We start from the raw sequence: 25,395 nt of genomic DNA, 5'->3' as shown, positions 1-25,395 counted from the left end.
TCTTGAACTTCTTATGGGCCGTCGTTATCGATTTGCTGCTACTGCAGGTCCAGCTGGTCCAGGTATTCCTTGCCGTGCTCGGAGATATAGCGCTTGCGGCCCGCCTCGTCGTTGCCCAGCAGCAGGTTGAACATGGTTTCCATCTTGGTGACGTCCTCGGGCTCCACCTTGATCAGGCGACGCGTCTCGGGGTTCATAGTGGTGAGCCACATCATGTCCGGGTCGTTCTCACCAAGACCCTTGGAACGGTTGATGGAGCACTTCTGGTCGCCGATCTCCTTGAGGATGCCGTTCTTCTCGAGCTCGGTGTAGGCAAAGTAGGTCTTCTCTTTGCAGTTGATCTCGTAGAGCGGCGACTCGGCGATATACACGTAGCCCTCGTCGATAAGCGTGGGCACCAGGCGGTAGAGCATGGTGAGTACGAGCGTGCGGATGTGATAACCGTCGACGTCGGCGTCCGTACAGATGATGACCTTGTTCCAGTTGAGGTTGTCCAGGTCGAAGGCGCCAAGGTTCTTGATACGCTTGTCCTTGATCTCCACACCGCAGCCCAGCACGCGCATGAGGTCCATGATGATGTCGGACTTAAAGATGCGCGGATAATCTTCCTTTAGGCAGTTGAGGATCTTACCGCGGACGGGCATAACGCCCTGGAACTCGGCATCGCGCGACGTGCGAATGGCGCCTGCTGCCGAGTCGCCCTCTACGATGTAGATCTCGCGACGGCTCTTGTCCTTGGAGCGGCAATCGATGAACTTTTGCACGCGGTTGGCCATATCGGTCTTTTGCTGCAGGTTGGTTTTGATGCTCTGGCGCGTCTTTTCGGCATTCTCGCGCGAGCGCTTGTTGATGAGCACCTGCTCCATGATCTTATTGGCGGCGTCCTTGTTCTCGATCAAGTAGGTCGAGAGGCGCTCCTTAAAGAAGGCAGTCATGGCCTGCTGGATAAAGCGGTTGTTGATGGCCTTCTTGGTCTGGTTTTCGTAGGACGTCTGGGTGGAGAAGCAGTTGGTCACCAGCACCAGACAGTCTTGGACGTCCTGCCACTTAATGCCGCTCTCGTTTTTGTTGTACTTGCCCTGTTGCTTGATGTAGGCATCGATGGCGCTAGTCAGAGCGCTACGAGCCGCTTTCTCCGGCGAGCCACCGTTCTCGAGCCAGGAGGAGTTGTGGTAGTACTCCTGCATCTGGAGGGTGCGCGAGAAGCACATGCATGCGGTGATCTTTACGTTGTAGTCGGGCAGGTCCTCGCGGTCGCGACCGCGGCGGTCGGCCTCGATAAAGAAGGGCTCGGTAAGGTAGTCGGTACCGACCTTCTCGAGCACATAGTCCTCGATGCCCTTGGGATAGCAGAAGTCCTCTTCGGAAAACTCGCCATCGTCGCCCTCGATACGCAGACGGAAGGTCACGTTGGCGTTGACCACGGCCTGGCGGCGCATGGTCTCGCGATACCAATCGTGGGGAATGCTGATGGAGGTAAAGACCTCAAGATCGGGGCGCCACTTGATGGTGGTACCGGTGCGGTCCTCGTCTGTGGGCTCGATCTCGAGTGCCTTCTTTTTGGCGCCGACGACCTTGCCTTTCTTAAAGTGCAGAGAGTACTTGTTGCCGTCGCGCCAAACCGTGACGTCCATGTACTCGGAGGCGTACTGGGTCGCGCACGAGCCCAGGCCGTTGGTGCCCAGCGAGAAGTCGTAGTCGCCGCCCTGGTTGTTGTTGTACTTGCCGCCGGCATAGAGCTCGCAAAAGACGAGCTCCCAGTTAAAGCGCTTCTCGGAGGGGTTCCAGTCGAGCGGGCAGCCGCGGCCGTTGTCCTCTACCTGAATAGAACCATCGCGAAAGGCGGTGAGGGTGATGAGCTTGCCGTAGCCCTGGCGCGCCTCGTCAACGGCGTTGGACAGGATCTCGAAGGCGGCATGCGCGCAACCGTCGAGTCCGTCCGAGCCAAAGATGACGGCGGGGCGCAGGCGTACGCGCTCCTCGTCCTTGAGCTGGCGGATACTGTCGTTACCATAGTTTGCGGTGTTTTTTGCCATACTCGCTCTCTCGGTGCTCCTTTGCTGCGTTTAAGTCATATAGATAGTCAAGGTAGCATAGCCCAGCCCTTGGGCGATTCCACCCAACACGAAATCCATCGAACAATCGTTCGAATTAACGGGTATAGTGTTTAGTGGTAGCGCGGCATTGTTAAACAAATTTGGATACAAACGAATTTTATTTAATAGGGACCTAGTTTTACTAAACAAAATCGAACGATTATGGGTGACACGATTCAGAAATTCGATGAGTTTGCGGATGCCCAATCTTGCTCGGACAAAACCGAGTCGGTTCTGCCCGAGCAAGATGGAATGACGAATCGAAACTGCTATATCCGTATACCGATGACAGATATAGTAGACATCAATTAGTCGATGCAATATATTTCTGGCATGTTGCAACGGATATTTGTCCAATATGACGAAAGGAACTTTATGCCGGGCAAAAAGAACCTCCGCATGAAGGCGGCGCGCGCGGCGGCTGGCCTTTCGCAAGCCGACTTGGCCCAGGCCGTGGGCGTTACACGTCAAACCATCGGCTTGATCGAAGCAGGCGGTTACAACCCTACGCTCAACCTGTGCGTGGCAATCTGCAAAGCGCTGCACGTGACGTTGAACGATCTGTTTTGGGAAGACGAGACCAAAGCCGACCCTAACGCTCTTTAGGAGGCCACTATGAAATATGAAGATCTGAAAATCGTGCAAACGTGGCGTGAATATGCCGGCCCAAAGGATGAACGCCTGGAGGCTGAGAACGCGAAGATCTGCAAGATTGGTTTCGTGCTGCTTTCGTTTGGCATGTTGATGATCTTTTTCTACCAGTTTATAGCTCGACAGGTTGCGTGGGTTCACAGCGACGCCAGTGAAATGCCGCATGGCTTTGCAACGCCGTTCGAGGCAGCCATGTATTCGTGGCTCATTCTCGTGATGTTGATTTGCGCAGGACTGCAAACGCGGAAGGGCTATGTCGATACCAATCGTTTTGGGCAAACCGAGCATCTTCCTGTTGGATATTTTCTGCTTGTCAGCGGTCTTAGCGGCGCAGCGTTCGCGCTTGTTATTGCCGCAATGCGCTGTATCGCTGAGGCGCAGATCGTACCGCTCGAAAGCGTCTTTTGGTTGGCGAACCTGGCCACGGGCGTGTTCTGCGGTGCGACGATTTTCGCGGCCACGTTTGCTGTCCTGTGCGCAACGTTTTTCACGGCGAAAAGACGCCGTGCCAAGCTCGAGGCAGAACTCGACTCCTCAGACGACATTTAATGCGCAATGGGCTGGCTCTGGGTATTCAGAACCAGCCCATTTTGATGTTCGATGAGCCGAGTCGGCGCCTCTCACAAAAGTAACTAGGAGCTAGCGAGGCCTATCCGAATTGTCCTCATTGGCGGTGTCTTTTTCGAGCGCCGTGCGGCGGGCGCTGTAGGCGATGAGGCCCGCGCCTGCCGCGGCGAGTGCTGCAGCGGCTGCCGTAAGGGGAGCGTTGACATCGCCCGTGCCCGCAAGCGCGCCCGCTTTTCCGGAGCGCTTGTTATTGCCGTGGTCCTTGCCGCTGCCGGAGCTGCTTCCGCCGGAGCCGCCGCCCTCGTCAGTACCGCTGCTACTCGAGCCACCATCGCCGTCTGCTGTCATCGGGGCGTCGTGAAGTCCTGTCGTATCCGCGCTGTCGCATACGCCGACCTGCACTTCTGAGCGTTCGCATGCCGCGTCGGGCACATGAAACTCGTGCAGAACGGCACTCAGCGCCGAGTTTGCGCCCGGTCGGATCTCCTCGAGCGTTACGGGATCGAGCGCCACCAGATTACGCGCCTTCGCATACAGCGTGACGCGTTTGCCCACTTCGTCGCTCCAGCTCTCGGGGATGGCGAAGCTCATGCGGAACTGTGCCGTGCAACCCGGTGCCAGCACGGCGTTGCCGTTGTCGGCAACCAGCGGGTGCGTTGCAAAACGTGCGCCCAGCGTCTCGAGCGCGTACTTTACGTGTGCCATGTCGTTGGCCGAAGCGTCTTCGGCAAGCTCTGGATCGTAGATCGAAGCCATGCGTGCGTTCGCTCCGAATCCGATGGATGCGCTGGAGAACGGCTGGCTGGAGCCCTCTCGGTACAGATCGATTGTGCCGGCAGTCAGCAAAGTGTTGCCGTCGTTTCGCACCGTGACCATGAAGGATTCGCCTGCTGCTCCGGGCACCACCGCGCCCGAGGTAGCGACCGCGCCCGTCGGAGTGGCACACGCCACCAGAGGCACTTCGATGCCGTGCAGCTCTGCCTCGCTCTTCTCCGCGCTCACAATGTGCGTGGCGAGCGCGGAGAGCATGCCTCCCGACGTCAAAAATGTCGTTATCTGATCGACGGGATGGTCCAGCTCGCACATCACGAACGGCTCCGTGAACAGATCGCCTGCCAAGGTGCTGGCGAAGATGCGGAAGTGCTTGCCCATTACTGCTACCGGGTTGCCTTCTTCGTCGTAGGTTTGCCCCACCTTGCCATCGGTGTTCTCTACATAGAGCGCGCACCTGCCGTTGTTGCTTACGCTAAACGATGCCGGGCCACAGCCTGCGGCACCCACGGGCTGCGTTGCAAATGCCGATGCGCCTCGCGTCCAAGTAATATGCTGCAGCTGCTCGTTGACGGTGGCCAAAAAGCCCGAATGTTGTGGCCACGGCACCGCATGGGGCACCGTGGCGTCTGGTGGCATAACGCCCCAGCCCGCAATGGACTGGCCGATCACGGCGTACGATGCGCAGCCGCAACCGTCTGCGGTCTCGTACGCAACGGGCACCACCATTTTGCCGTTGATATTCTCGGGCTCGCTCAGCTCGATACTCGACGGTGCTTGCGGAAAGCGAAGAACTTGGCGGAACGTCAGGCTGTCGCCCAAATCATCCGACCACAGGGTAAAGCATTCCAGCGCAACCTCGGCCTCGCTGCCGAGCGCCTTTTCTGCGGTGGTTCCGCGGCGGTGGAGGTAGGCACCCGACAGGCGTCCGTCGATCAGCGTCTTGCCTACCGTGATGCGCGGGCACTGCAGGCAATGGTAGCCATCCTCTTGCAGGCGGCCGCGCGAGATGCTGCGCCATGACGTATGCGACACAACGCGGATCTCGTCATTACTTATGCGCAGGCGCACAACGGACAGTATGCCGGCTGTGCTTGCCGTATCGAAAAGGGTGTTGTCGCCGGCGGGGCGCTCGCCCGAGACCAGCAGCACGTAGGCGTCCTGGTTTCCTCTTCCGTCCGTATATTCCACCACGTCGAAGTCGTAATCGAATATGCCGTCGCGCTCCACGTCGCCCTCGCCAAACCCAAGGGGAAAGTCCACGGGCGTGGGAGCGGACCACGTGCCGTTTGCCTTTGTGTGCACCACCAGGCGCGAGCGGCCATTGTCGCCGTAGCGCACCGAGGCGATACGGAACAGGCATTCTACGCCGGCAATCATCGTTAGCTTCATGTGGGCTTCGCTGAGCACGCCGGAAAACAGCACGTTGTCGCTCGAGGGTTTTATGCCGCCACGCTCGTCCTCCGACACGCCGGCAGAATTGGCGTTCGGGTCCGCAACGGCGTTCGTTGACTGACCGATGTAGGTGTACTCATACATCGGCGCGGCGTTTTCGTCGTTCTCTACCAGTGCATGGACGAAATGCTCGATCTGTCCCGTGTCTTCGCTTTCTGAATCCGCCTCGAGCTCAATGCGCGTGGCCGCTTGATCCCAATCGCGCACGACAGGCGCGGCATTTACGGCAGTGGCCTTAACCTCGGCGCGTGCGAGCAGCTCGGCGTTGGTGACGATGGTGGCCGATGCGATAAACTGCGGCACACCACCTGCTTCGGCGTTGCCGGCCGAGCCGAAGCAGGCATCCAACGTATAAGGCGTATTTCCACCCAATGCCAGCTCAGAGCGCTGGAGTACATACTGGTCGCCATTGTTCACCGACATATTCCACGAATCGATGAGTGTGGGCCACGACCCCGACCAAGCCTTGGTGGTCCACTTGAACATTACGAACTGGAGTATCACATCGACATCGACGTCTGCACCTACGCGCAGCCGCGGAAGCTGGTGTCCATCTGCCTTCTCGTACCCAATGAACAGTGTGAGGGATGCGGCGCCACGCACAGCGGACGAAGCGACGCCTGCAATGCCGGCTCCAAAGGTGACGGCAAGTCCGATCTGGATGGTGAACGAGCCCGACGTGTTGGAATAGTCGAGCGAAATGTTCTTGAAAAACGCCGCGCCGCTGCCGTGCGTGTGGGCGCCCACGGCGAGCGCCAGTTTTGCCAGCACCCAGGGGTTGACGTTTAGGAAAAACGGCACCGGTCCTAGGGTAAACTGCTCGGTCCAATTGAGGTCGGTTCTTACCTGGAAGAGGGCCTTAATATTGCCGTATGCGGGGTCGTTGTTGTCACCCCAGGTTTTGCCCACCCAATCGTAGGCGAGCGAGCCGTACAGCTGTGTGGCGATATCCATCGTGAACAGCGGCGTGCAATGGTGGCGAAGGAGCTTGGTGTTTCTTGGATCGGTGCCCGAACCGGCACTCATACTTTTGTACTGATTCCACTTCCCCTCCATTTCGTCGAGGTAGCGGTTTGCCTGCTTGGCGCCCGACTCGCGCGGTGACTTCTTCCAGTACTCCGGATCCGGATTGCCCGAATCGTTCATATAGCTGGCTGGTTTGTATCCTCCGCCAAACAGCACGTATCCAGCAAACGAGAAATCGAAGAGGATCGGAAATGTGGGTATCCAGTACGTGAACTTATTGCCGCCGATGCCGGGAAACGCCGCGGGGAAATCAAACGGAGTGACCTCTTGGTCCATGGTAGTGGGGACGATAGTGGTCGAGCCCGATTCCGCCTTTGCGGCCGGCGCGGTGACAACGGCCATGGGGGATGAGAGCGTGTAGGTTTTGCCCTGATAGTCGAGGACAAAGCGCAGCTTGCACCCTTCCTCCAGAAGGCCCGATGCCGCGTCGAGAAACTTGTCTTCGAGTGTGAACGTCGCCAGATTATCCGCGCCTGATGCGCTGGCCTTGATCTGGCCGATCTGCGTGACGGTTTCGGGCGAGCTACCCGTGGCGGGCATTACCTTGTTGATGTGCAGCGTTGCCTGTCCACCCTGTGGCAGATGTGCCTGTACAATAAAGGCATGCGTGTCGGGTTGGTCGTTTGCCGCGTCGTCCTTCGGCAATGCCATGAACGTGGCATCAGCGTACTGGATGTCCCATTCGTCGAATGTGAGCTGGCGGAAGTACGGCTCGCCGTCGGACAGCGGACGTGTGGGTGCGGTTATGGCGGTGCCGCCCTGGATACGCGCAAGGGGAATCTCGACATCGCGGTAGCCCGCCATGCTAATGGAGATGCCGCCGTTAAAGTCGTACGCGTCGAGAAGCGTTGCCTCGTCCACGTAGTCTTCCGAAAGAGGGGCGACCTCAAAGATGGCCGTGCCTTCGTCATCGGTCGTGGCGGTGAGCTGCTTGCCTACGGCATAGCGCGATGTGAGCGTGACCTGGGCACCTGCGATGGGCGTATTCTTGTTGGCGACGTCGACCACGACTACACCAAACATGGTGCGCGAGAGAACGAGCACCTTGAAGGGATCTTCTTCGTCGGCATAGGCCGCGGTGGGCGCGAACGGCAGCAGGAAGGCATTTTCGCTTCCCGGCACGCGAGGCAACATGATGCTCGCCAGCGAGGACGCTCCAGCAACAAGTAACGAACGGCGATCAAGCATCTTGGGCTCCCATCCCGCAAATATCGGTGGAAATAATCCAATTTTGCGAGAAGACGCTTCGTGGCGGTAGTGCCGTTCGATGGCCAAAATGTCCAAATTGATCGAGCGAAGCGCCGGGTTCCGGAACGCGTTCGATGCGCTTGGCAGCCCGGTCGCTAACGCAACATATGCGCGACCAGCTCGGCGCGTGTGCCGATGCCAAGCTTTGCGTATACGCCGGATAGGCGGTTTTTGACGGTGCCCGGCGATACTCCCATATGGCGTGCGATTTCGGCGTTGGTCCACCCACGACAGGCGAGCATGGCCATGGTGAATTCCGTGGTCGTTAGATCGTCGGCCACGTCCTCGCCCGAATCGGGGTTGTGGATGCGCCGCCAGCCGTAGCTGAAGCGGTACGTGATCTCGATGATGCGCGCGAAATCGTCAGGGTATTGCGTTTTTAGGCACGCCTCGATGAGCCCCTGTAAAAGGCCGTGGTGCTCGCCGATGAGCTCGATGAGGCCGTCGGGGCGCGCAATGTCCCAAGCGGCGCCAAAATGCGCTTTTGCGGCGTCGACGTCTTTGAGACTCATGTATGCCATGGAAGCTGCCAGGTGCAGGAACAGTTCCGAGATGGGATAGCTTCCCTGTTTCATAATTAGGGCGTTTTCCGCCATGCCCAGACTGCGGCCATATTCGCCGCGCAGGTACAGGGCATGCGCCATCACGTAGCTGGCGAACAAGCGCAGGCCTTCGGGCAGATGCGCCGCAAGCGGATAAAACTCTTCGGCAGAATACGGGGAAGGCAAGTGCAGCAGGACGCTCGCGGCCGAGGCGAACAGGATATGCGTGGCGTGGACGGCGGGCGATTCCTCGTCAGTTGGCGTATCGAGGATGCCCGCAAGGCACCGGCGGGCGTCGGCGATACGGTTGAGCGACAGACTGGCGTATCCGCAGATAAAGCATGCGGAATAGCGCAGTGCGGGATCGGTGGCGTCAAGATAGGGGCGCGCCGTCTTGGCAGCAAGGGTGGCCTGTCCGCGAAAGTACAGCGCTTCTGCCGTGGCAATGGCGCGCGAATCGGGGTCGGAAATGCCTGCAACCGCAGCGTCCATCTGCCCCGGCACAAAGGCAGTGCACATCAACGGCATGGGAACGCATGGGTAGCCATCGCAGTCCATCTTCCATCTCCCAACAGCTGGCAACAATAGCAGCAATTGTACTCCTGTTGCTCGGGACTTGAATTTGTGGGTATCGCCTACGATTGTGCCGAACGTATAAAGGAAGAGTCTATTGGCGATGCTCCCAAGGTGGCTACCGAAGCCTAGCTGACCTCGACATTAGGAAAAAATACCACCCCTGTAAAAAGCTCTGTCGCAGCGATGGGAAACGCATCTCGTTCTGCATATAATGAGGTCATGTGACGGTGCGTTTGCATACGTGTAACGCATTCCCATCGAACCGAAAAGGAGCTCTGCATGGATCCCAACAAGCGTCCCGACGACATGGTGCGTATCACCACTCCCGAACTTGCCCAGGCGTTCATCGAAGAGCAGGTCGCTGCAATCCGCGAGCAGATCGGCGACAAGAAGGTCCTGCTGGCTCTTTCCGGTGGTGTCGACAGTTCGGTTGTTGCGGCCCTGCTCATCAAGGCCATCGGCAAGCAGCTCATTTGCGTGCATGTTAACCACGGCCTGATGCGCAAGGGCGAGAGCGAGCAGGTCGTCGACGTCTTCAAGAACCAGATGGACGCCAACCTGGTCTATGTTGACGCGACTGATCGCTTCCTGGATAAGCTCGTGGACGTCGAGGAGCCCGAGGCCAAGCGTAAGATTATCGGCGCCGAGTTCATTCGCGTGTTCGAGGAGGAGGCCCGCAAGGTTGGCGACGAGGTTAGCTTCCTCGCCCAGGGCACCATCTATCCCGACATCCTGGAGTCCCAGGATGGCGTGAAGGCTCACCACAACGTGGGCGGCCTGCCCGATGACCTGCAGTTTGAGCTCTGCGAGCCCGTCAAGCTGCTGTACAAGGACGAGGTGCGCGTCGTGGGCCGCGAGCTCGGCCTGCCCGAGAACATGGTTGAGCGTCAGCCGTTCCCCGGTCCTGGCCTGGGCGTCCGCTGCCTTGGCGCCATCACCCGCGACCGTCTTGAGGCGCTGCGCGAAGCCGACGCCATCGTGCGCGAGGAGATCGACAAGGCAGGTCTGACCATCTGGCAGTATTTTGCCGTCGTGCCCGACTTCCGCGCCACCGGCGTGCGCGAGGGTAAGCGCGCCTACGACTGGCCCTGCATCATCCGCTGCATCAACACCGTTGACGTCATGACCGCCGAGGTGCCCGAGCTCGACTGGGCGCTGCTCAAGCGTATTACCGCTCGCGTCACCGCCGAGGTTCCCGGCATCTGCCGAGTGTGCTACGACCTCACGCCGAAGCCCGTCGGCACGGTCGAGTGGGAGTAAGCTAACTCAGCTGGTAGGCGACGAGAACTAGCAGATGTGACAAAGGGACAGTCCCTTTGTCACATCCTCGATATTATGTGCGGGATGGTACGCCACGCGGCGTGCCATCCCGTTCGTTATTTTAATGAGCCGAGTGCGCGAGTGGGAAGAGTCACGAGCATGGTCGTTCCGCGCTCCGAGCTCTTTTCGACCTCGATGGAGCCGCCGTGAAGTGCGGCGATCTCCCAGACCAGCGCAAGCCCCAGCCCCACGCCGCCGTATGCCCTGCTGCGCGATTTGTCGACGCGATAGAAGGGCTGAAAGATGCTCGTCTGGTATTGCTCGGGAATGCCCGGCCCCTGGTCGCGCACGCGTAGCAGCACGCGGTCGCCTTCGGCGCAGGCGTTGATTTGCACGGTCGAGTTGGGCGCGCTATAGCGTATGGCGTTTTCGGTCAAGTTGAACAGCAACCGATAGATCAGCGTGTCGCTGCCGATCGTTTGCGCGTCGCCCTCACTTGTAAGCGTGATGTCTTTTTGCTCGGCAAGGGGTGCCAGGTCCGTGAGCACTTCTTCGATCATCGGCGCTAGGTCAATCACATCGTTGCAAGGGACACTGCGCAGCTCGCTCATCTCGAGCAGGGTCTTTGTCATGTGCGTCATTCGCTCGGTCTGCTCCTGCAGCAGCCCGAGCAGGCTCGCTGTATCGGCGTCGACGTCGGGGTGCTCGGCGCAAAACAGCTCGACCTGGGCCTGCATGAGCGCAAGTGGCGTGCGCAGCTCGTGCGCCGCATTGCCCGTAAACTGTCTTTGTGCGGAAAATCCCTCGTCAAGGCGGGCAATCATGTCGTTAAACGACGCGCTGCAGCGCCTGAGTTCAGAGGGCACGTCCTCGCTGATTTTTGTGTCGGCGAGGTTGTCGGGCCGCACGCTCTCGACTTGCGTCGCAAAGAAGCGCAACGGCCGCAGCGCATGTCCGCTTACAAAGTAGGCCAGCACGCCGCCGAGCAGCGTCACCGCCGCAGTTATATACCAGCTCGTCGCGCCAAACGATTCTTGGGCGTCGTTCACGACGATGGTCAGCGCGTCGTCGAGCTCTTTGTTTGTCGGGTCAAATGAGCTGGGCGAGGCCGCCTCCACCTTGCTGTGCGCCGACGCTTCTGCACCAATCGAGTCCATGTAGCGCATGCCGGAGTAGCCAACCAGGCAATTCATAAGTACGCAGGTCGAACATATCAGCAGTGCCGTCATCAACGTGATGCGCCACTGCAGCGACAACCGCTTCATTTGCCATCCTCCATAACGTAGCCTTCGCCGATTCGGTTGCGGATGGGGTCGTGCCCCAACGCGCCGCGCAGCTTTTTGCGCAGCGACGAGATGTGCACGCGGGTCGCGTTGCTAAAGCTGTTGACGCTGCTGTCCCATACGTGGTCGATGAGCTCCTCCTGGCTCACCGGCCGCCCCTGGTTAAGCATCAGGTATTCCAAGATGCCGGTCTCCTTGCGCGTGAGGGACAGGATCTCGTCGCCCACTGTGGCGAGGCGCGCCTTGGTGTCAAAGCTCAGCGATCCACAGGTTAGAACAACGTCGCTTTGTGTAAAGCGTCTGAGGGTAAGGCTGCGAATCCTTGCCGCAAGCTCGTCAAGATGAAACGGCTTGGTGAGGTAGTCGTTGGCGCCCGCATCGAGCCCCGCTACCTTGTCGGAGACCTCGCCACGTGCCGAGAGCACAAGCACCTTGGTCTCACAATCAGCTGTCCTGAGTTGCCTGAGCACGGTCATGCCGTCGACATGGGGGAGATTGAGGTCGAGCACGACAAGATCAAAGGTCTCGACATCGAGCAGATCGAGGGCCTGCTGCCCGTCGTAGCAGCAGTCGACGCTATAGGCCAAGTTGCGCAGGCTGCGTGCGATCGCATCGCACAGCGCCCGCTCGTCCTCGATGACCAAGATGCGCATAACGTTCTCCTTGCATAATCATTCACGCTTAACACGGATTTTATAGTCGGTATGGTCCAATGGGTCGCGAAACGAAAGGAGTGGTCAGATTGTTCAAAGCGATTAAGCCTGTGGCGCAGGTGGCTTTGCTGATCGTTGGGGTAGCCATGGTTGGCTTTGGAATTATGCGCGGCGAGGCAGATGCCGTGCTGGCCAAGGCAATCAGGCTGTGCTTGGAGTGTATCGGAATTGGATAAAAGAAAAAACACTGCATCGCATCTTTTAGCGCGATTTCGTGGATTGATTCAGGCGGCGGCGACGCTTGCGACCAATATTCACCTGCCTAACTTTGCCAAGGGCGGCATCTACCAGGGAGCGGGCAAAGCCGTCTGCGTGCCGGGCCTCAACTGCTACTCGTGTCCAGCGGCCTCGGGTGCGTGCCCCATCGGGTCGTTTCAGTCGGTGGTGGGCTCGTCTAAGTTTAGCTTCTCGTATTACGTCACCGGAACGCTCATTCTGATCGGCGTGCTGCTGGGACGTTTTGTATGCGGCTTTTTGTGCCCGTTTGGATGGCTACAAGAGCTTTTGCATAAGATTCCCAGCAAAAAGCTCTCCACGAAAAAGCTCAAGCCGCTCACGTACATCAAGTATGCCGTGCTGCTGTTTGCCGTGGTGCTGCTGCCCGTCTTGGTGGTTAACGATGTGGGTATGGGCGACCCGTTCTTTTGCAAGTACATCTGCCCGCAAGGTGTGCTCGAGGGCGCGATTCCGCTGTCCATCATGAACGTGGGAATCCGCTCCGCGCTGGGAAAGCTCTTTTCCTGGAAGCTCGCGATCCTCATTGTGGTTGCGGTGCTGAGCGTGCTGTTCTATCGCCCCTTCTGCAAATGGATTTGCCCCCTCGGCGCATTTTATGCGCTCATGAACAAGGTGTCTTTGCTGGGGATCCAGGTTGACCAGTGCAAATGCGTCTCGTGCGGCAAGTGCGCCAAGGTGTGTCAAATGGACGTGGACGTTACGCGTACGCCCGACCATGCCGAGTGCATTCGTTGCGGCAAATGCGTGGGCGCGTGCCCCGTCGATGCTATTAGCTTTCGCTATGGGCTGGGTGTGACGGGCGACAAACCCGCGCAGTCCACGCAAGCCTGCGAAAACAAATAGGTACCTATATAAGTTTCGATATAAACGGAGGAACCATGAAACTGTCAAAAATTGCAGCTCTGTTGATGCTGCCCGTGCTGGCGCTGACTCTCGCGGCGTGCTCTGCCCCCAAGGGCGACGCGAAGGGTGCTACGAGCGGCGATGCGCAGATTGCCGAGCTCATAGCGCAAAAGCCGTCGAGTGCCGAGGAGGCGGCCGAGCTGTACCAGCAGCTGCTGCAAAAGGAAAACGAGATCTTTGCGAGCGATAACGCCCTATGGGAAAAGGTGTTCCTTGCGGCCAACAAAGACACTCCCATGATTGAGGACGGCAAGAACTACGGTGACTTCTTGCTCGATACCATCGAGGGCGCCAAGGATCAGTTTGCGGCTGACGAGCTTAAGACGCTTAAGGCCGGCGCGCAGCAGGTCAAGGAGATCGAGGACAAGCTCATGGCGCTGGAGAAGGAGTTCCCCGGATGCGGCAGCACGCCCGGCGAGGGGGAGAGCGTCGATGCCTCGACCGCAGGCATGACTAACGGCGAGAGCGGGGAGACGAAGTTCCCCAGCTTTAAGGGCAAGGACTTGGACGGCAACGATGTAAACAGCGACGAGCTGTTCTCCAAGAACAAGGTCACCGTCATGAACTTCTGGTTTACCACCTGCAAGCCGTGCGTGGGAGAGCTGGGCGATCTGGAGAAGCTCAACAAGGAGCTTGCCGAGAAGGGCGGCCAGGTCGTGGGCGTTAATTCCTTTACGCTCGATGGCAACAAAGACGAGGTGGCCGATGCCAAGGACGTGCTTTCCAAGAAGGGCGTGACGTATAAGAACATCTGGTTTAAGTCGGACAGCGAGGCCGGAAAGTTCACCTCCAACCTGTACTCGTTCCCGACCACCTACGTGATCGACCAGAACGGTAACATTGTGGGAGAGCCGATCATGGGCGGCATCAACTCCGCTGAGCAGCGCGAGGCGCTCAACAAACTGATCGATCAGGCACTCGCGAAGAGCGAACAGTAGATTCGTGGGACAGGCAACTGAAGGGGAGTCGCTGGAAACAGCGACTCTTTTTTTCTGCTTCGGGGTAGCATCATGGGTATACGTCGAAAGGGGGCGGCTATGGTCGGCAGCATGGTCGAGCGGTTGCCGTTTTGGGGACAACTTACATCCGATGAGCAGACGCTCGTGGCAGAGCGCTCGTCGCTGCGATCCTTTGATGCCGGGCAGATAATCGGTAGCAGCGGAAATTCTTGCACCGGCATTATCTTTATTATCGAAGGTGACATTCGCGTGAGCCTGCTTTCCGAGGAAGGCAAGGAGGTCACGCTGTTTAGGGTTGGCTGCGGAGAGTGCTGTGTCACCACGGCCTCGTGCGTTATCGAGCAGATTTCATTTGACACCATGGTGGTTGCAGCACGCAGGTCATCGCTTTTGGTGGTGCCTGCGAGCGTGTGCGTCCAGCTCGCCCGCGATAATGTCTACGTTAAGGCCTTTATGCTCCAGGTTGAGGTGAAGCGCTACTCCCAGGTGGTATGCGTGCTGCAGCAGATGCTCTTTAAGCGTCTCGATCAGCGCGTCGCCAGCTACGTGCTCGAGCATTGCCGAGTTGCGGGCACAGCAGAAGTTGCCGTAACGCAAGACGAGCTTGCACGCGACATCAACTCTGCGCGCGAAGCGGTGACGCGCGCTCTGAGCCGTCTTGCGCAGGACGGGCTCATCGAGGTTAGGCGCGGACGGATTATCGTGCGTGATGTAGATGGGTTGGCACGGTTGGCCTAGACCTACCGCGCAGCTGTATCTGCCGTCGGCAACATATTTTCCGTTTGGTGACTTGGTCACAGAACGCGACCGCAGTGCCTTGGCATACTTGCCCAAAGCAACCAGCAAAGGAGTGCGCTATGGGATTGTTTGATTTGTTTGCAGGACCGGACATGAATGTGGGCGTCCAGGAATGGAAGGCTTCTAAGGGGGCGGTGCTGCTCGACGTGAGGAGTGCTGACGAGTATGGACAGGGCCACATTCCGGGCAGCGTCAACGTTCCGCTCGATCGTATCAACCAGGTGCTTGAGCTGTATCCAGACAAGGGCACGCAGCTTTTCGTGCATTGCCTGAGTGGTGCGCGAAGCAACCAAGCTGTGAGTTTTCTTAAGCGTTCTGGGTATGGCAGTGTCAAGAATATCGGCGGCATAAGCGGCTATACGGGAAAGGTGGTGCGTTAGCTATGAAGGTGGTTATCGTTGGAGGCGTCGCGGGCGGCGCATCGGCGGCGGCACGTTTGCGCAGGCTCGACGAGCAGGCCCAAATTGTCATCTTTGAGCGCACGGGTTTTGTATCGTATGCCAACTGTGGGCTTCCGTACTACATTGGCGGCGTGATAGAAGAAGAGAGTGCATTGACGCTGCAGTCTCCCAAGGGCTTTTGGGATCGCTTTCGCATTGCGGTCAAGACGAGTCACGAGGTGTTTGCCATCCATCCCGATTCGCATACGGTCGAGGTTCGCAATATGCTGACGGGCGAGGAATTTGTCGAGACGTATGACAAGCTGATTCTTTCGCCAGGCGCGCATCCCATTCGCCCCGCTCTTCCGGGAATCGATTTGGATAAGATCTTTAGCCTTCGAACGGTAGAGGACACGCTGCACATTCATGGTTATGTGCAAGAGCATGAGCCGAGGAGTGCCGTGGTGATCGGTGGCGGCTTTATCGGTGTTGAGGCTGCCGAGAACCTGCGTGACTTGGGTCTCGAGGTGACGCTTTTGCAGCGCCCCGGGCAGCTGATGAACAACCTGGACTACGACATGGCGACGCTGCTTCATGCAGAGGTCCGCGAGCATGGCATTGACCTGCGCCTTCGTGCCGACGTTACGGGCTTTGAGGAGGCCGATGGCCGTGTGGTCACACATGTGGCGGGCGATGATTCCATTATGGCCGATATGGTGCTACTCGCTATCGGCGTTGCGCCCGAGAGCCATTTGGCAAAGAAAGCTGGTATCGAACTGGGCATCAAGGGCTCCATTGTGGTGAACGACCGCATGGAGACGTCTGCTCCTGACGTATATGCCGTGGGTGATGCCGTGCAGGTCAAGCATCAGGTGACGGGCGAAGACGCGGTGATTTCCCTTGCAGGCCCCGCTAATAAGCAGGGACGTATCGTCGCCGACGTGATTTGTGGCTTAGGCAGTCGCTATCAGGGCTCGCTGGGTTCTTCGGTAATCAAAGTGTTCGACTTGACAGCTGCGAGCACGGGCCTTTCTGTGAAGGCAGCGCGTGCGGCGGGAATCGATTGCGAGAACGTCGTGCTGTCACCTGGATCGCATGCGGGTTATTATCCCGGGGCCACGCCCATGACCATGAAAGTTGTGTTTGAGAGGGAAACCTTGCGTCTGCTGGGCGCGCAGATTGTGGGCATCGATGGCGTGGACAAGCGCATCGATGTGCTGGCGACGGCAATTCAGGCCGGTATTCGGGCCGATAAGCTCAAGGATTTGGATTTGGCGTATGCGCCGCCATATTCTTCGGCGAAAGACCCGGTGAACATGGCCGGTTTTATGATCGAAAACGTGGGCTCGGGCATGCTCAAGCAGTGGCATTGGGAGCAGGAATCGGATCTGCCGCGCGATGGTAGTGTGCAGCTGCTCGATGTCCGTATGGTTGGCGAGTATGACCGCGGACATATCGACGGCTTTGTGAACATTCCCGTCGATGACTTGCGTGCTCGCTTGGGGGAGCTTGACGTGACAAAGCCTGTTTATGTTATTTGCCAAAGTGGTCTTCGCAGCTACATTGGCTGCCGCATCCTCGCTCAGTACGGTTTTGACTGCTATAACTTCTCGGGTGGCTATCGCTTCTTTGCTGCTGTGACTAAAGACCATCGCGGTAGCGATAACGTGATGCCGTGTGGATTGGAAAAGTAAGGCCTTTTGAGCGGCGTGTATGACAATGACAAGATAGAGTAGGACAAACGCGTCGAATACGAACGGCGGAGGAGAGCGGGCGGGGTGCCTGCGCAGGAGAGGTTGCCGTCCATGCTGGAACTCAAAGGAATTTGCAAAAGGTACGTTACGCAGTCGTTTACGCAGGTGGCGCTCGACAACGTAAGCCTGGCTTTTCGCGATAACGAGTTCGTGGCCATTCTGGGTCCCTCAGGTTCGGGCAAGACCACGCTGCTCAACGTTATCGGCGGACTCGACCACTTTGATTCTGGCGACCTGCTGATCGACGGTATTTCGACCAAGGACTTTCACGATCGCGATTGGGATGCCTACCGCAACAACCGCATCGGCTTTGTGTTCCAGAGCTATAACCTCATTCCGCATCAGACCATTTTGGAAAACGTGGAGCTGGCGCTTACGCTCACGGGCGTGGGGCATGCCGAGCGTCGCCAGCGTGCGCGCGAGGCGTTGGAGAAAGTCGGCCTGGACGAGCACATTAACAAGCGTCCGAGCCAGCTTTCGGGCGGACAGATGCAGCGCGTGGCTATTGCCCGCGCCCTGATCAACGATCCCGAGATTGTGCTGGCTGACGAGCCGACCGGCGCCTTGGACTCAACGACATCCGTGCAGGTCATGGATTTGCTCAAGGACGTTGCGCGCGACCGTCTGGTCATCATGGTCACGCACAATCCCGAGCTGGCGTACAAGTACGCCACGCGCATCGTCACCCTGGCGGACGGCAAGATCACCGACGATTCAGATCCCTTTGATGCTGCCGAGGCCGCGCGTCGCGAGGCCAAGCCCACGCGCAAAACCTCGATGAGCTTTGTGACGGCGCTGGGGCTTTCTGCCCGAAACCTCATGACCAAGAAGGGTCGCACGGCCATGACGGCCTTTGCGGGCTCGATTGGCATTATCGGCATTGCGGCGATCCTGGCGCTGTCCAACGGCGTAAACGACTACATCAAAAAGGTCGAGGAGGACACGCTCTCGAGCTACCCGCTGACGATTTCCAAACAAGACTACGACCTGTCGTCCATGATGGGCGGCCATGGGGCTACCGATGAGGAGGCGTCCAAGGGCGAGGGCTCGTCCGATGACGCTACCGGTGGCAAAGCTAAGGGAACCGACAAGATCCCTGTGGTCACAGCCGTAAAGGACATGTTCGCAAGTGTTAAATCTAACGATATGACAAGCTTTAAGGCATGGCTTGACGACGACGGCGACGGTATCAATAAAGAGGTCAACGCTATCCAGTACGGCTACGGCGTGACGCCGGTTGTCTATCGTGCGGGCAAGGGCGATGAGAAGCCTGTCCGGCTGGTGCCCAACGCTATGACCGAGGCCATGAGCGGCGGCGCAAGTTCGGCGGCAACGGTGAGCATGGATTCCATGGGAACCTCGGTCTTTAACGAGATGATTGACGACCAGAGCCTGCTCGACAGCCAGTACGATGTCGTCGCCGGCCATTGGCCCACGTCTGCCAACGAAGCCGTGATGGTACTTTCGAGCCGCGGCACGGTGGGCGACTACACGCTCTACAGCATCGGTGCGCTGGATATCGATGAGCTCAATGACCTGGTCAACAGCGCCATGACGGCCGACGGCAAGGTCGAGACGCCCGAGATCGGCACCGACTTTACCTACGACGATGCGCTGTCCACGACATTTAAGGTGTTGTCGCCGGCCGATGCCTATCGCAAAAACGAAGAGACCGGCATGTGGACTGACATGTCTGGAGATGCCGACTTTATGGCGTCCAAGGTTGCTGACGGTATCGACGTGCGCATTGTGGGCGTGGTGCGACCCAACGAGACGGCTAACGCGAGTGCATTGTCCCCGGGCATTGCCTACACGCATGCGCTGACTCGCCAGCTTATGGAGCGCGCTGCCGATTCGCAGATCGTGCAGGAGCAGCTTGCCCGCCCCGAGACGGATGTCTTTACGGGTAAAACCTTTGATGAGCTGCAAGGCGAGGCCAAGCAAGGCGTTGATCTGGGCAGCATGTTCAGCGTAGACGAGGCGGCACTGAAGAGCGCGTTCTCACTCGATACGTCTGCGCTCTCGGGCGCAGCCGGCGGTATGGACCTTTCTGGTCTCGACTTGTCCGGGCTGGACATTGACCTTTCGGGTGTTGGGAGGGACATCGACTTTAGTGACATCATGGCCAAAGCGCCGGCCCCAGATTTCTCGGGCATCTTTGATGGTCTTGAGCTCACGCCTGAGCAAATGCAGCAGGTGGGAGCACTTGCCAACCAGCTGTTTGAGGGCTTTATGCGCTCTGATCAGTTTAAGGCGCTGTCACCCGAAGATCTTAAGGATGCGTCAAAGCTTGCTGCCGCATTCTCGGCGTATCTTGAGCATGATGCCGCAGCCCAGCAAATCCTGGCCCAGCTCAAAGCGCTCGGCGGCGATGCCCTGGCCGAGCGCCTGCAGCAGGCGATGACCGACTATGTACAAAAGCAGCTGGCTCCGTATCTGCAGCAGGCTATGGATCAGGTGATGAAGACAATTAGCGAACAGATTGCGACGACCGTATCGTCCCAGCTCAAGTCGGGCGCGGCAGGGCTCATGGACCAAATGGCGACGCAGATGTCTTCGAGTTTTGCCAACCTGGCGAGCGCCATGCGCGTGGATGCGGGCGCCTTTGCTCGTGCCATCCACTTCAACATGGACGCCGAGGACCTGAGCTCGCTCATGATGAGCTATGCCAAGGCGTCGAAGCTCACCTACGACAACAATCTGACCACGTTGGGCTATGCGGACGAGGCGGACCCCATTTCGGTCAAGATTTTCCCGCGCGACTTTGAGGCCAAGGAGCGCGTGCTCGATTACATCGATGCGTACAACAAGCAGGTCAAAGCCGCTGGTCACGATGAGCAGGCAATCTCGTATACCGACTACATGGGCATCATCATGGGCTCGGTGACCGACATCGTGAACACCATCAGCTTGGTGCTCATCTCATTCGTGAGTATCAGTTTGGTGGTGAGCTCCATCATGATCGGCATCATCACCTACATCAGCGTGCTGGAGCGCAAAAAGGAGATTGGCATCCTGCGCGCGATCGGCGCGTCAAAGCGCAACGTGGCAAACGTATTTAATGCCGAGACCTTTATCGAAGGCCTCATTGCCGGCGTCTTTGCCATTGTCGTCGTGGTGGCCGTGAGCTTTCCGGTTAATGCCTGGGCGCTTGCGGCCAAGCAGGTGCCCAACCTGATGAGCCTGCCCGTTCAAGACGCGCTGATGCTCATTGTAATTTCGGTGCTGCTGACGGTCGTTGCCGGCCTGCTGCCGGCTCGCAGCGCATCCAAGAAAGACCCTGTGGAAGCCCTACGCTCCGAATAATGTGACAAAGGGGCAGTCCCTTTGTCACATTGGGGGCCCAATTACCGTTCGGCACGTTAAGGGTCCCCGCTCCCCGCTTAACACTTGACGAAGAATCTCCATCTTTATATACCTATCGGTAGGCATATAGGTTGCATTGCCGATAGAAACGGAGTAACCATGACTCTCATCGCACCAGCCGAAAAGGACCGCCCCCGTGAGAGCGGCGCATTTGCTTGGATTGTCGTTATTGCGCTCGGTTTAATGTCTGCGGGAACAACCGGCACCTACAGCATCATTGCCGGCTCATTCATCGCTCCTGTATGTGAAGACCTGGGCTTTGACTACACTTCTTTCTCTTTCTATTTCACCGCGATTCTTCTTGGCCTTGCGCTTGGGCTTCCGCTTTTGAGTCGTTTCATTCCAAAAGTAATCGGCAAACCATGGCATATTTGCGTTGAACTCGTCCTTATTGCCGCCGGCGCCGCAATGGCGTTCTACACCGAGGTCTGGATGTTCATCGTCTCCGCCGCAGTGATCGGCATCTGCTTTTCGTTCACAACGGGTGTCTGCATGTCCGATGTCATTGACCAATGGTTCAGTAAATCGTCTGGTCTTGCCATCGGCCTTGCGTGGGGCGTTAATTCTCTCTGCACGCTGCTATTGAGTCCTGTCATTACACTGGTCATCGAGCAGCAAGGCTGGCGTACGGGTTACATCGTACTTGCGGCCGTTTCTGCAGCCATGATATTGCCCACAAGCGCATTTATCATTCGCCTTAAGCCTTCTGATCGCAATATGCTTCCGTACGGAGAGACTACCTCCGAAACCCATGAGAGCTACAGCGCCGATGAAAAGGAAGATGTCTCTTCGGGCATGGCGCTCCGCGATGCCGCGAAAACGCCATCTTTTATTCTCTGTGCCCTTCTGCTCTGCGTGGCGCAACTCACCTGCTGCATGAACCAGCTGTTCCCGACCTATGCAAGCGAGGTCGGCTTCAATCCCATCGTGGGAAGCCTAATGGTTTCGGCGGCCTCGCTCTCCGCTATTTTCCTAAATCCCTTCGTAGGCAAAACATGCGACAAGCTCGGTGCTATTAAAGCAACGGTCGCATGGACGGGAGTCAGCATTCTTTCATTCCTACTTCTCATCTTTGGCGGAAGCAACGAGACCGTTTCCATCATCGCGGCCGGCGTAAACGACGTCATGTTCGCCATCGTTGGAACTGCAATGCCGATGATTCTCCTCTCGCTCTTCGGATCACGCGATTTTGGAAGGATCTATTCGATTATTTGCTCAGCGGGCTATGTTGTCGGAGCTTTCGGAATGCCAGTCATGATGAAGGTTTACGGTATGGCAGGGTCTTTCCAAGGAGTATTCGTCTTCTGTATCATCTGCAACCTTCTGATTGCGACATTTGCTTTAGTTTCCGGTCTCCTCAATAAGACTACCGCGAAATAACCTGACCAACGAACTGCCCTTCAGCCCTGTCATTTGTCTCCGCAAGTTAAAACGAAATTGGGGCCGATTCCAACATAGCTGGAATCGGCCCCAATTTCTATTCAACAACTTTTGCAATCATCGCGAACACGGGTTTCGAACCATTCCGCGACCCCGCAAGTCGTCGCATCGCGCTTGCCAAGGTGCCTCTGTTATTACGCGCCTATTTAAACATGAGTTCGACGATCCCTGCCCAAACAGCCTTTTCATCGATGTCTTCATCTTGGGCAACGGTATTGCTCGCTCCCTCAAGTACGGTGTAAAGAATCTGCACGTACAGCATGACGTCTGTTTCATCGGAAAACGCGCCAATTTCTAGGCCATGGAGAAGGATGTCTTTAAGCGCGTCCATAGTTCGGTTGATCGCCGTTGCCTGACGTTCCTGAACTGCAGGGATTCGATTTGCCTGAATACTGACCTCGGCCAGCACGCGACGGCGCTTTTCATCACTACGATAGCCACCTATAACCGAATTGCCGAGCTCGATAAGCGCCGCCTTGAATCCGTCCCTATCGACTATTAGCGAGTAGTCGCGCTGATAGTCGATAGTCGGAAACATACTATCTAAGAGCGTGGTGAAAATATCCTCTTTAGAGGGAAAGTAGTAGTACACCGATGGCTTGGATATACCGACACGGTCGCAGATTTTTCCAATGGACGCCTTGTCGTAACCGACTTCTGCCACAAGATCATACATTGCGTCCAATACTTTTCCCTTTGTGCTCACGCTTCACTTCTCCATTGCAAATCACTTCCGCATTGCCAACATTATTAAGAATGGCAACGGAACATCAATTCGTGTCCAAACACGACCACTATAAACGGTGAACGGTAGGTATCGACAGGCGAATGGCAATTATACAAAAACACCTACCGAACGGTAGGTATAGTAGTACTATAGCTGGTGTAACCCCGCTATTGTCGCGGCCGGACAGCATTGCGGGAAACCCGACGGAAGGACCAACCATGTACGAGAACTATCGTATGCCGGGCGAGTTTGAGAAGCGCTCCAACGTCTATGTGACATGGCTTCCCGATTACATTCGCGCAGAGGGCTTCGATAATCGCCAGCCCTGCGTTGACGTAATTAAAGCTTTGCTTGAGTATGGCGATGTTACGGTCAACCTCAACTGTGGCACCCCCGGCTCCTACGAGGAAGCCTGCTCGCGCCTTAAAGAAGAAGGGGTGGATCTCGACCGTATCCAGATTACGCAGTTCGAAGACTCCAACTTCTACGTTCGCGACAACGGCCCCAGCATCATGGTCGACGACGAAGGCCATTCCTATATGGTCAACCCCGCTTGGACCTATTATGGCGTGTGGGACAAGAACTCCCCAGAGTGCCAGTCCGCACGCAGGGCAGCTGTTCACATGGCGGTTGCGCTCGGGTGCTTCGATATCGTCAATTCCGAAATGGTTTCGGAGGGCGGCGACCGCGAGTTTGACGGTCACGGCACCCTGATCGCCATCGAGGACACGGAATGCCGCAAGCGCAATCCCGAGTTCTCAAAAGAGGAAGTGGAGGCCGAGTACAAGCGCATCTACAACCTCAACAAGGTTATCTGGCTGCCGCAGCCTATGCTTGAGGACGACGACTATCGACTGGGCATCCTCGACGAGAAGGAGGATGGAACTCCTGTCTTCGGCATGAGCTTCGCCGCCCACATCGATGAGATGTGCCGCTTTATCACCCCGAACAAGATTCTTCTTGCCGAGGTATCCGATGAGGAGGCCGCCTCGAGCAAGGCGGGCGCGGAATCGCGTCGTCGCATCGACGCCGCCTACGAGATTCTACGCGCCGAGACGGACTGGGAGGGCAAGCCCTTCGAAATCGTCCGCATGCCCACTGCCGAGCCGATCGAGGTTGTCATCGCCCCCGGCGACGAGGACTACGAGCTGTATAAGGGCTTCATCGACGAAATGGGCGGCAAGTTCATGGATGGCACCCCTTGGCCCGAAGGCCCCGTTCACTTTTATGCCGCAGCAAGCTACTGCAACTTCCTCATCTGCAACGGCGTCGTTCTTGGCCAGCGTTATTACCACGAAGGCATGAGCGAAGTCGTGAAGGAGAAGGACGAGCAGGCCAAGGCGGTTCTTGAGAGCTGCTTCCCCGATCGCAAGGTCATCATGATCGACTCTCTCGCGCTTAACCTGTCCGGCGGCGGCGTGCACTGCTGGACCAAGGACGTGGCCGCCAGCTGCTAGCAAGTTCTTAAACTTGCGCTGCCTGATCCAAGCGCCACATTTACAGTCCCCGAGGGATATCCGTGTTTCCCTCGGGGGCGCATTCGACACTTACCCATCAAACAATTGAAAGGAAATAGGCATGAACAACAGCCTTCGCGGTCGCGACTACCTCAACATCCACGATCTTTCCTCTGAGGATTTCCGTTACCTCATCGATCTTGCCTGGAACCTCAAGGCCCAGAAAAAGTCCGGTGTCGACCAGCGCTACTTCCCCGGCAAGAACGTTCTCGCCAACTTTGAGTGGGGCTCGACCCGCACTCGTTGCGCCTTTGAGACCTCTTGCAACGACCTGGGCATGGGCTTCACCTATCTGACCAACTCCCACATGGGCGATTGCGAGACCATCGAGGATGCCATGCGCGTCTTCAACGGCATGTATGATCTCATTGTCTATCGTGCACAAAAGGACGAGCAGTTCCTCTATGATGTCGCCGACTTGGTCGATATTCCAGTCATCAATGCCCTCACCCTCGGCGATCACCCGACCCAGATGCTCGCTGACGCTCTCACGATGGAGGAGCAGTGGGGTGGTCTGCGCACGAGCCGTGGCAAGAAGATGGCCTTCGTTGGCAACTGCGCCGGCGCTCCCGTGTGGTATGGCCGTCTGTGCGCGATGCTCGACATGGACTTCCTCGCCATCGGCCCCGACGACCTCCGTCACCAGATGTGCAAGGAAATGATCGAGGAGGTTGAGGCCTGCTACGCCAAGTACGCGCCTAACAGGACCTTCACCATCACCTCTGACCTTGATGCTCTGGACGGTGTCGACGTAATCGTTACCGAGGAGTGGCGCTACATCAACCCCGAGTGCGGCGACGAGGTTCTGGACCCCGACGACTACAACTCTTGGCTTGGCGACGCCGAGTCCCTGTACCCCTATCGCGTCACCAGTGAGCTGTGCAAGCGCACCAACAACCCCGACATCTTCTGCATGCACGAGCTCCCCTCTGTTCACAACGCAAATCACCGCGTTGGCAAGATGTTGCTCGACCAGTGCAAGAACGACCTGCATCGTGAAATCATCACCGAGGGCTTTGAGATTGCGGACGAGTGCTTTGAGGCCAACGCGTCGGTCATCTTCCGTGAGGCAGAGAACCGTCAGCACACCATTAAGGCCGTTATGTGCGCCCTTCTGGGTCTCTAG

19 protein-coding genes are annotated in these 25,395 nt (G+C 57.5%); 13 read left to right on the top strand and 6 right to left on the bottom strand.

Going from position 1 to position 25,395, the window contains the following annotated elements; all coding sequences use genetic code 11:
- Positions 1-38: 38 nt before the first annotated feature.
- Positions 39-2,036 (bottom strand): DNA gyrase/topoisomerase IV subunit B, encoded by a 1,998-nt coding sequence (locus ACRX4W_RS02910; protein WP_432299071.1) that lies wholly within the window; start codon positions 2,034-2,036, stop codon positions 39-41.
- A 435-nt stretch (positions 2,037-2,471) separates the two neighbouring features.
- On the opposite strand from ACRX4W_RS02910, the gene ACRX4W_RS02905 reads away from it, so the two are divergent.
- Positions 2,472-2,702 carry a helix-turn-helix transcriptional regulator gene (locus ACRX4W_RS02905; protein WP_117773950.1) on the top strand — a complete coding sequence of 77 codons (231 nt, stop codon included), beginning with the start codon at positions 2,472-2,474 and terminating at the stop codon, positions 2,700-2,702.
- A 9-nt stretch (positions 2,703-2,711) separates the two neighbouring features.
- The gene (locus tag ACRX4W_RS02900; RefSeq protein WP_117773951.1) at positions 2,712-3,296 is read left to right on the top strand and encodes a hypothetical protein; all 585 of its coding nucleotides are present in this window, start codon (positions 2,712-2,714) and stop codon (positions 3,294-3,296) included.
- Positions 3,297-3,386: 90 nt separating this feature from the next.
- Here the strand turns inward: ACRX4W_RS02900 and ACRX4W_RS02895 are convergent, their stop codons facing one another.
- Together ACRX4W_RS02895 and ACRX4W_RS02890 are read right to left on the bottom strand one after the other, a co-directional pair.
- Complete coding sequence (locus tag ACRX4W_RS02895; RefSeq protein WP_432299070.1) at positions 3,387-7,754, bottom strand: hypothetical protein; 4,368 nt, start codon at positions 7,752-7,754, stop codon at positions 3,387-3,389.
- Between the two features lie 155 nt (positions 7,755-7,909).
- Positions 7,910-8,914 (bottom strand): helix-turn-helix domain-containing protein, encoded by a 1,005-nt coding sequence (locus tag ACRX4W_RS02890; protein WP_055252404.1) that lies wholly within the window; start codon positions 8,912-8,914, stop codon positions 7,910-7,912.
- Positions 8,915-9,211: 297 nt separating this feature from the next.
- On the opposite strand from ACRX4W_RS02890, the gene guaA reads away from it, so the two are divergent.
- The gene (gene guaA / locus ACRX4W_RS02885; protein WP_082435590.1) at positions 9,212-10,192 is read left to right on the top strand and encodes a glutamine-hydrolyzing GMP synthase; all 981 of its coding nucleotides are present in this window, start codon (positions 9,212-9,214) and stop codon (positions 10,190-10,192) included.
- Between the two features lie 116 nt (positions 10,193-10,308).
- Here guaA and ACRX4W_RS02880 read toward each other — a convergent pair whose 3' ends face one another.
- Positions 10,309-11,457: a HAMP domain-containing sensor histidine kinase gene (locus tag ACRX4W_RS02880; RefSeq protein ID WP_055252403.1), complete on the bottom strand. Its 1,149-nt coding sequence runs from the start codon at positions 11,455-11,457 to the stop codon at positions 10,309-10,311.
- On the bottom strand, positions 11,454-12,128 hold the full coding sequence (locus ACRX4W_RS02875; RefSeq protein ID WP_055252402.1) for a response regulator transcription factor: 675 nt from the start codon (positions 12,126-12,128) through the stop codon (positions 11,454-11,456). The genes ACRX4W_RS02880 and ACRX4W_RS02875 overlap by 4 nt, the downstream gene beginning before the upstream one ends.
- Before the next feature lie 89 nt (positions 12,129-12,217).
- Between ACRX4W_RS02875 and ACRX4W_RS02870 the strand changes: the two genes are divergently transcribed.
- The 8 genes from ACRX4W_RS02870 to ACRX4W_RS02835 all read left to right on the top strand — a co-directional run bounded on the left by ACRX4W_RS02870 (position 12,218) and on the right by ACRX4W_RS02835 (position 21,965).
- Entirely contained in the window at positions 12,218-12,364 is a 147-nt protein-coding gene (locus tag ACRX4W_RS02870; RefSeq protein ID WP_197032826.1) for a CD1871A family CXXC motif-containing protein, read from the top strand.
- A complete protein-coding gene (locus tag ACRX4W_RS02865; RefSeq protein WP_055252400.1) occupies positions 12,357-13,268 on the top strand; it encodes a 4Fe-4S binding protein in 912 nt (303 codons plus the stop codon). The genes ACRX4W_RS02870 and ACRX4W_RS02865 overlap by 8 nt, the downstream gene beginning before the upstream one ends.
- Positions 13,269-13,303: 35 nt before the next feature.
- Entirely contained in the window at positions 13,304-14,266 is a 963-nt protein-coding gene (locus tag ACRX4W_RS02860) for a redoxin domain-containing protein (protein ID WP_117583291.1), read from the top strand.
- Between the two features lie 99 nt (positions 14,267-14,365).
- Complete coding sequence (locus ACRX4W_RS02855) at positions 14,366-15,025, top strand: Crp/Fnr family transcriptional regulator (RefSeq protein ID WP_346971964.1); 660 nt, start codon at positions 14,366-14,368, stop codon at positions 15,023-15,025.
- A gap of 119 nt (positions 15,026-15,144) precedes the next feature.
- Positions 15,145-15,465, top strand: coding sequence for a rhodanese-like domain-containing protein (locus tag ACRX4W_RS02850; protein WP_253056625.1), 321 nt, complete (start codon positions 15,145-15,147; stop codon positions 15,463-15,465).
- Positions 15,466-15,467: 2 nt separating this feature from the next.
- Entirely contained in the window at positions 15,468-17,159 is a 1,692-nt protein-coding gene (locus ACRX4W_RS02845; protein ID WP_432299069.1) for an FAD-dependent oxidoreductase, read from the top strand.
- 111 nt (positions 17,160-17,270) lie between these two features.
- On the top strand, positions 17,271-20,525 hold the full coding sequence (locus ACRX4W_RS02840; RefSeq protein ID WP_432299068.1) for an ABC transporter ATP-binding protein/permease: 3,255 nt from the start codon (positions 17,271-17,273) through the stop codon (positions 20,523-20,525).
- A 159-nt stretch (positions 20,526-20,684) separates the two neighbouring features.
- Entirely contained in the window at positions 20,685-21,965 is a 1,281-nt protein-coding gene (locus ACRX4W_RS02835; RefSeq protein WP_432299067.1) for an MFS transporter, read from the top strand.
- A gap of 202 nt (positions 21,966-22,167) precedes the next feature.
- Here ACRX4W_RS02835 and ACRX4W_RS02830 read toward each other — a convergent pair whose 3' ends face one another.
- Positions 22,168-22,701: a TetR/AcrR family transcriptional regulator gene (locus tag ACRX4W_RS02830; protein ID WP_233539224.1), complete on the bottom strand. Its 534-nt coding sequence runs from the start codon at positions 22,699-22,701 to the stop codon at positions 22,168-22,170.
- Positions 22,702-22,970: 269 nt separating this feature from the next.
- On the opposite strand from ACRX4W_RS02830, the gene ACRX4W_RS02825 reads away from it, so the two are divergent.
- Both ACRX4W_RS02825 and ACRX4W_RS02820 read left to right on the top strand, forming a co-directional pair.
- Positions 22,971-24,209 carry an agmatine deiminase family protein gene (locus ACRX4W_RS02825; protein WP_117778961.1) on the top strand — a complete coding sequence of 413 codons (1,239 nt, stop codon included), beginning with the start codon at positions 22,971-22,973 and terminating at the stop codon, positions 24,207-24,209.
- 121 nt (positions 24,210-24,330) lie between these two features.
- On the top strand, positions 24,331-25,395 hold the full coding sequence (locus ACRX4W_RS02820) for an ornithine carbamoyltransferase (RefSeq protein ID WP_117635843.1): 1,065 nt from the start codon (positions 24,331-24,333) through the stop codon (positions 25,393-25,395).

This window comes from Collinsella aerofaciens (assembly GCF_964283865.1).
Lineage (GTDB): Bacteria > Actinomycetota > Coriobacteriia > Coriobacteriales > Coriobacteriaceae > Collinsella.
This window is presented reverse-complemented; position numbering and strand designations above follow the sequence as displayed.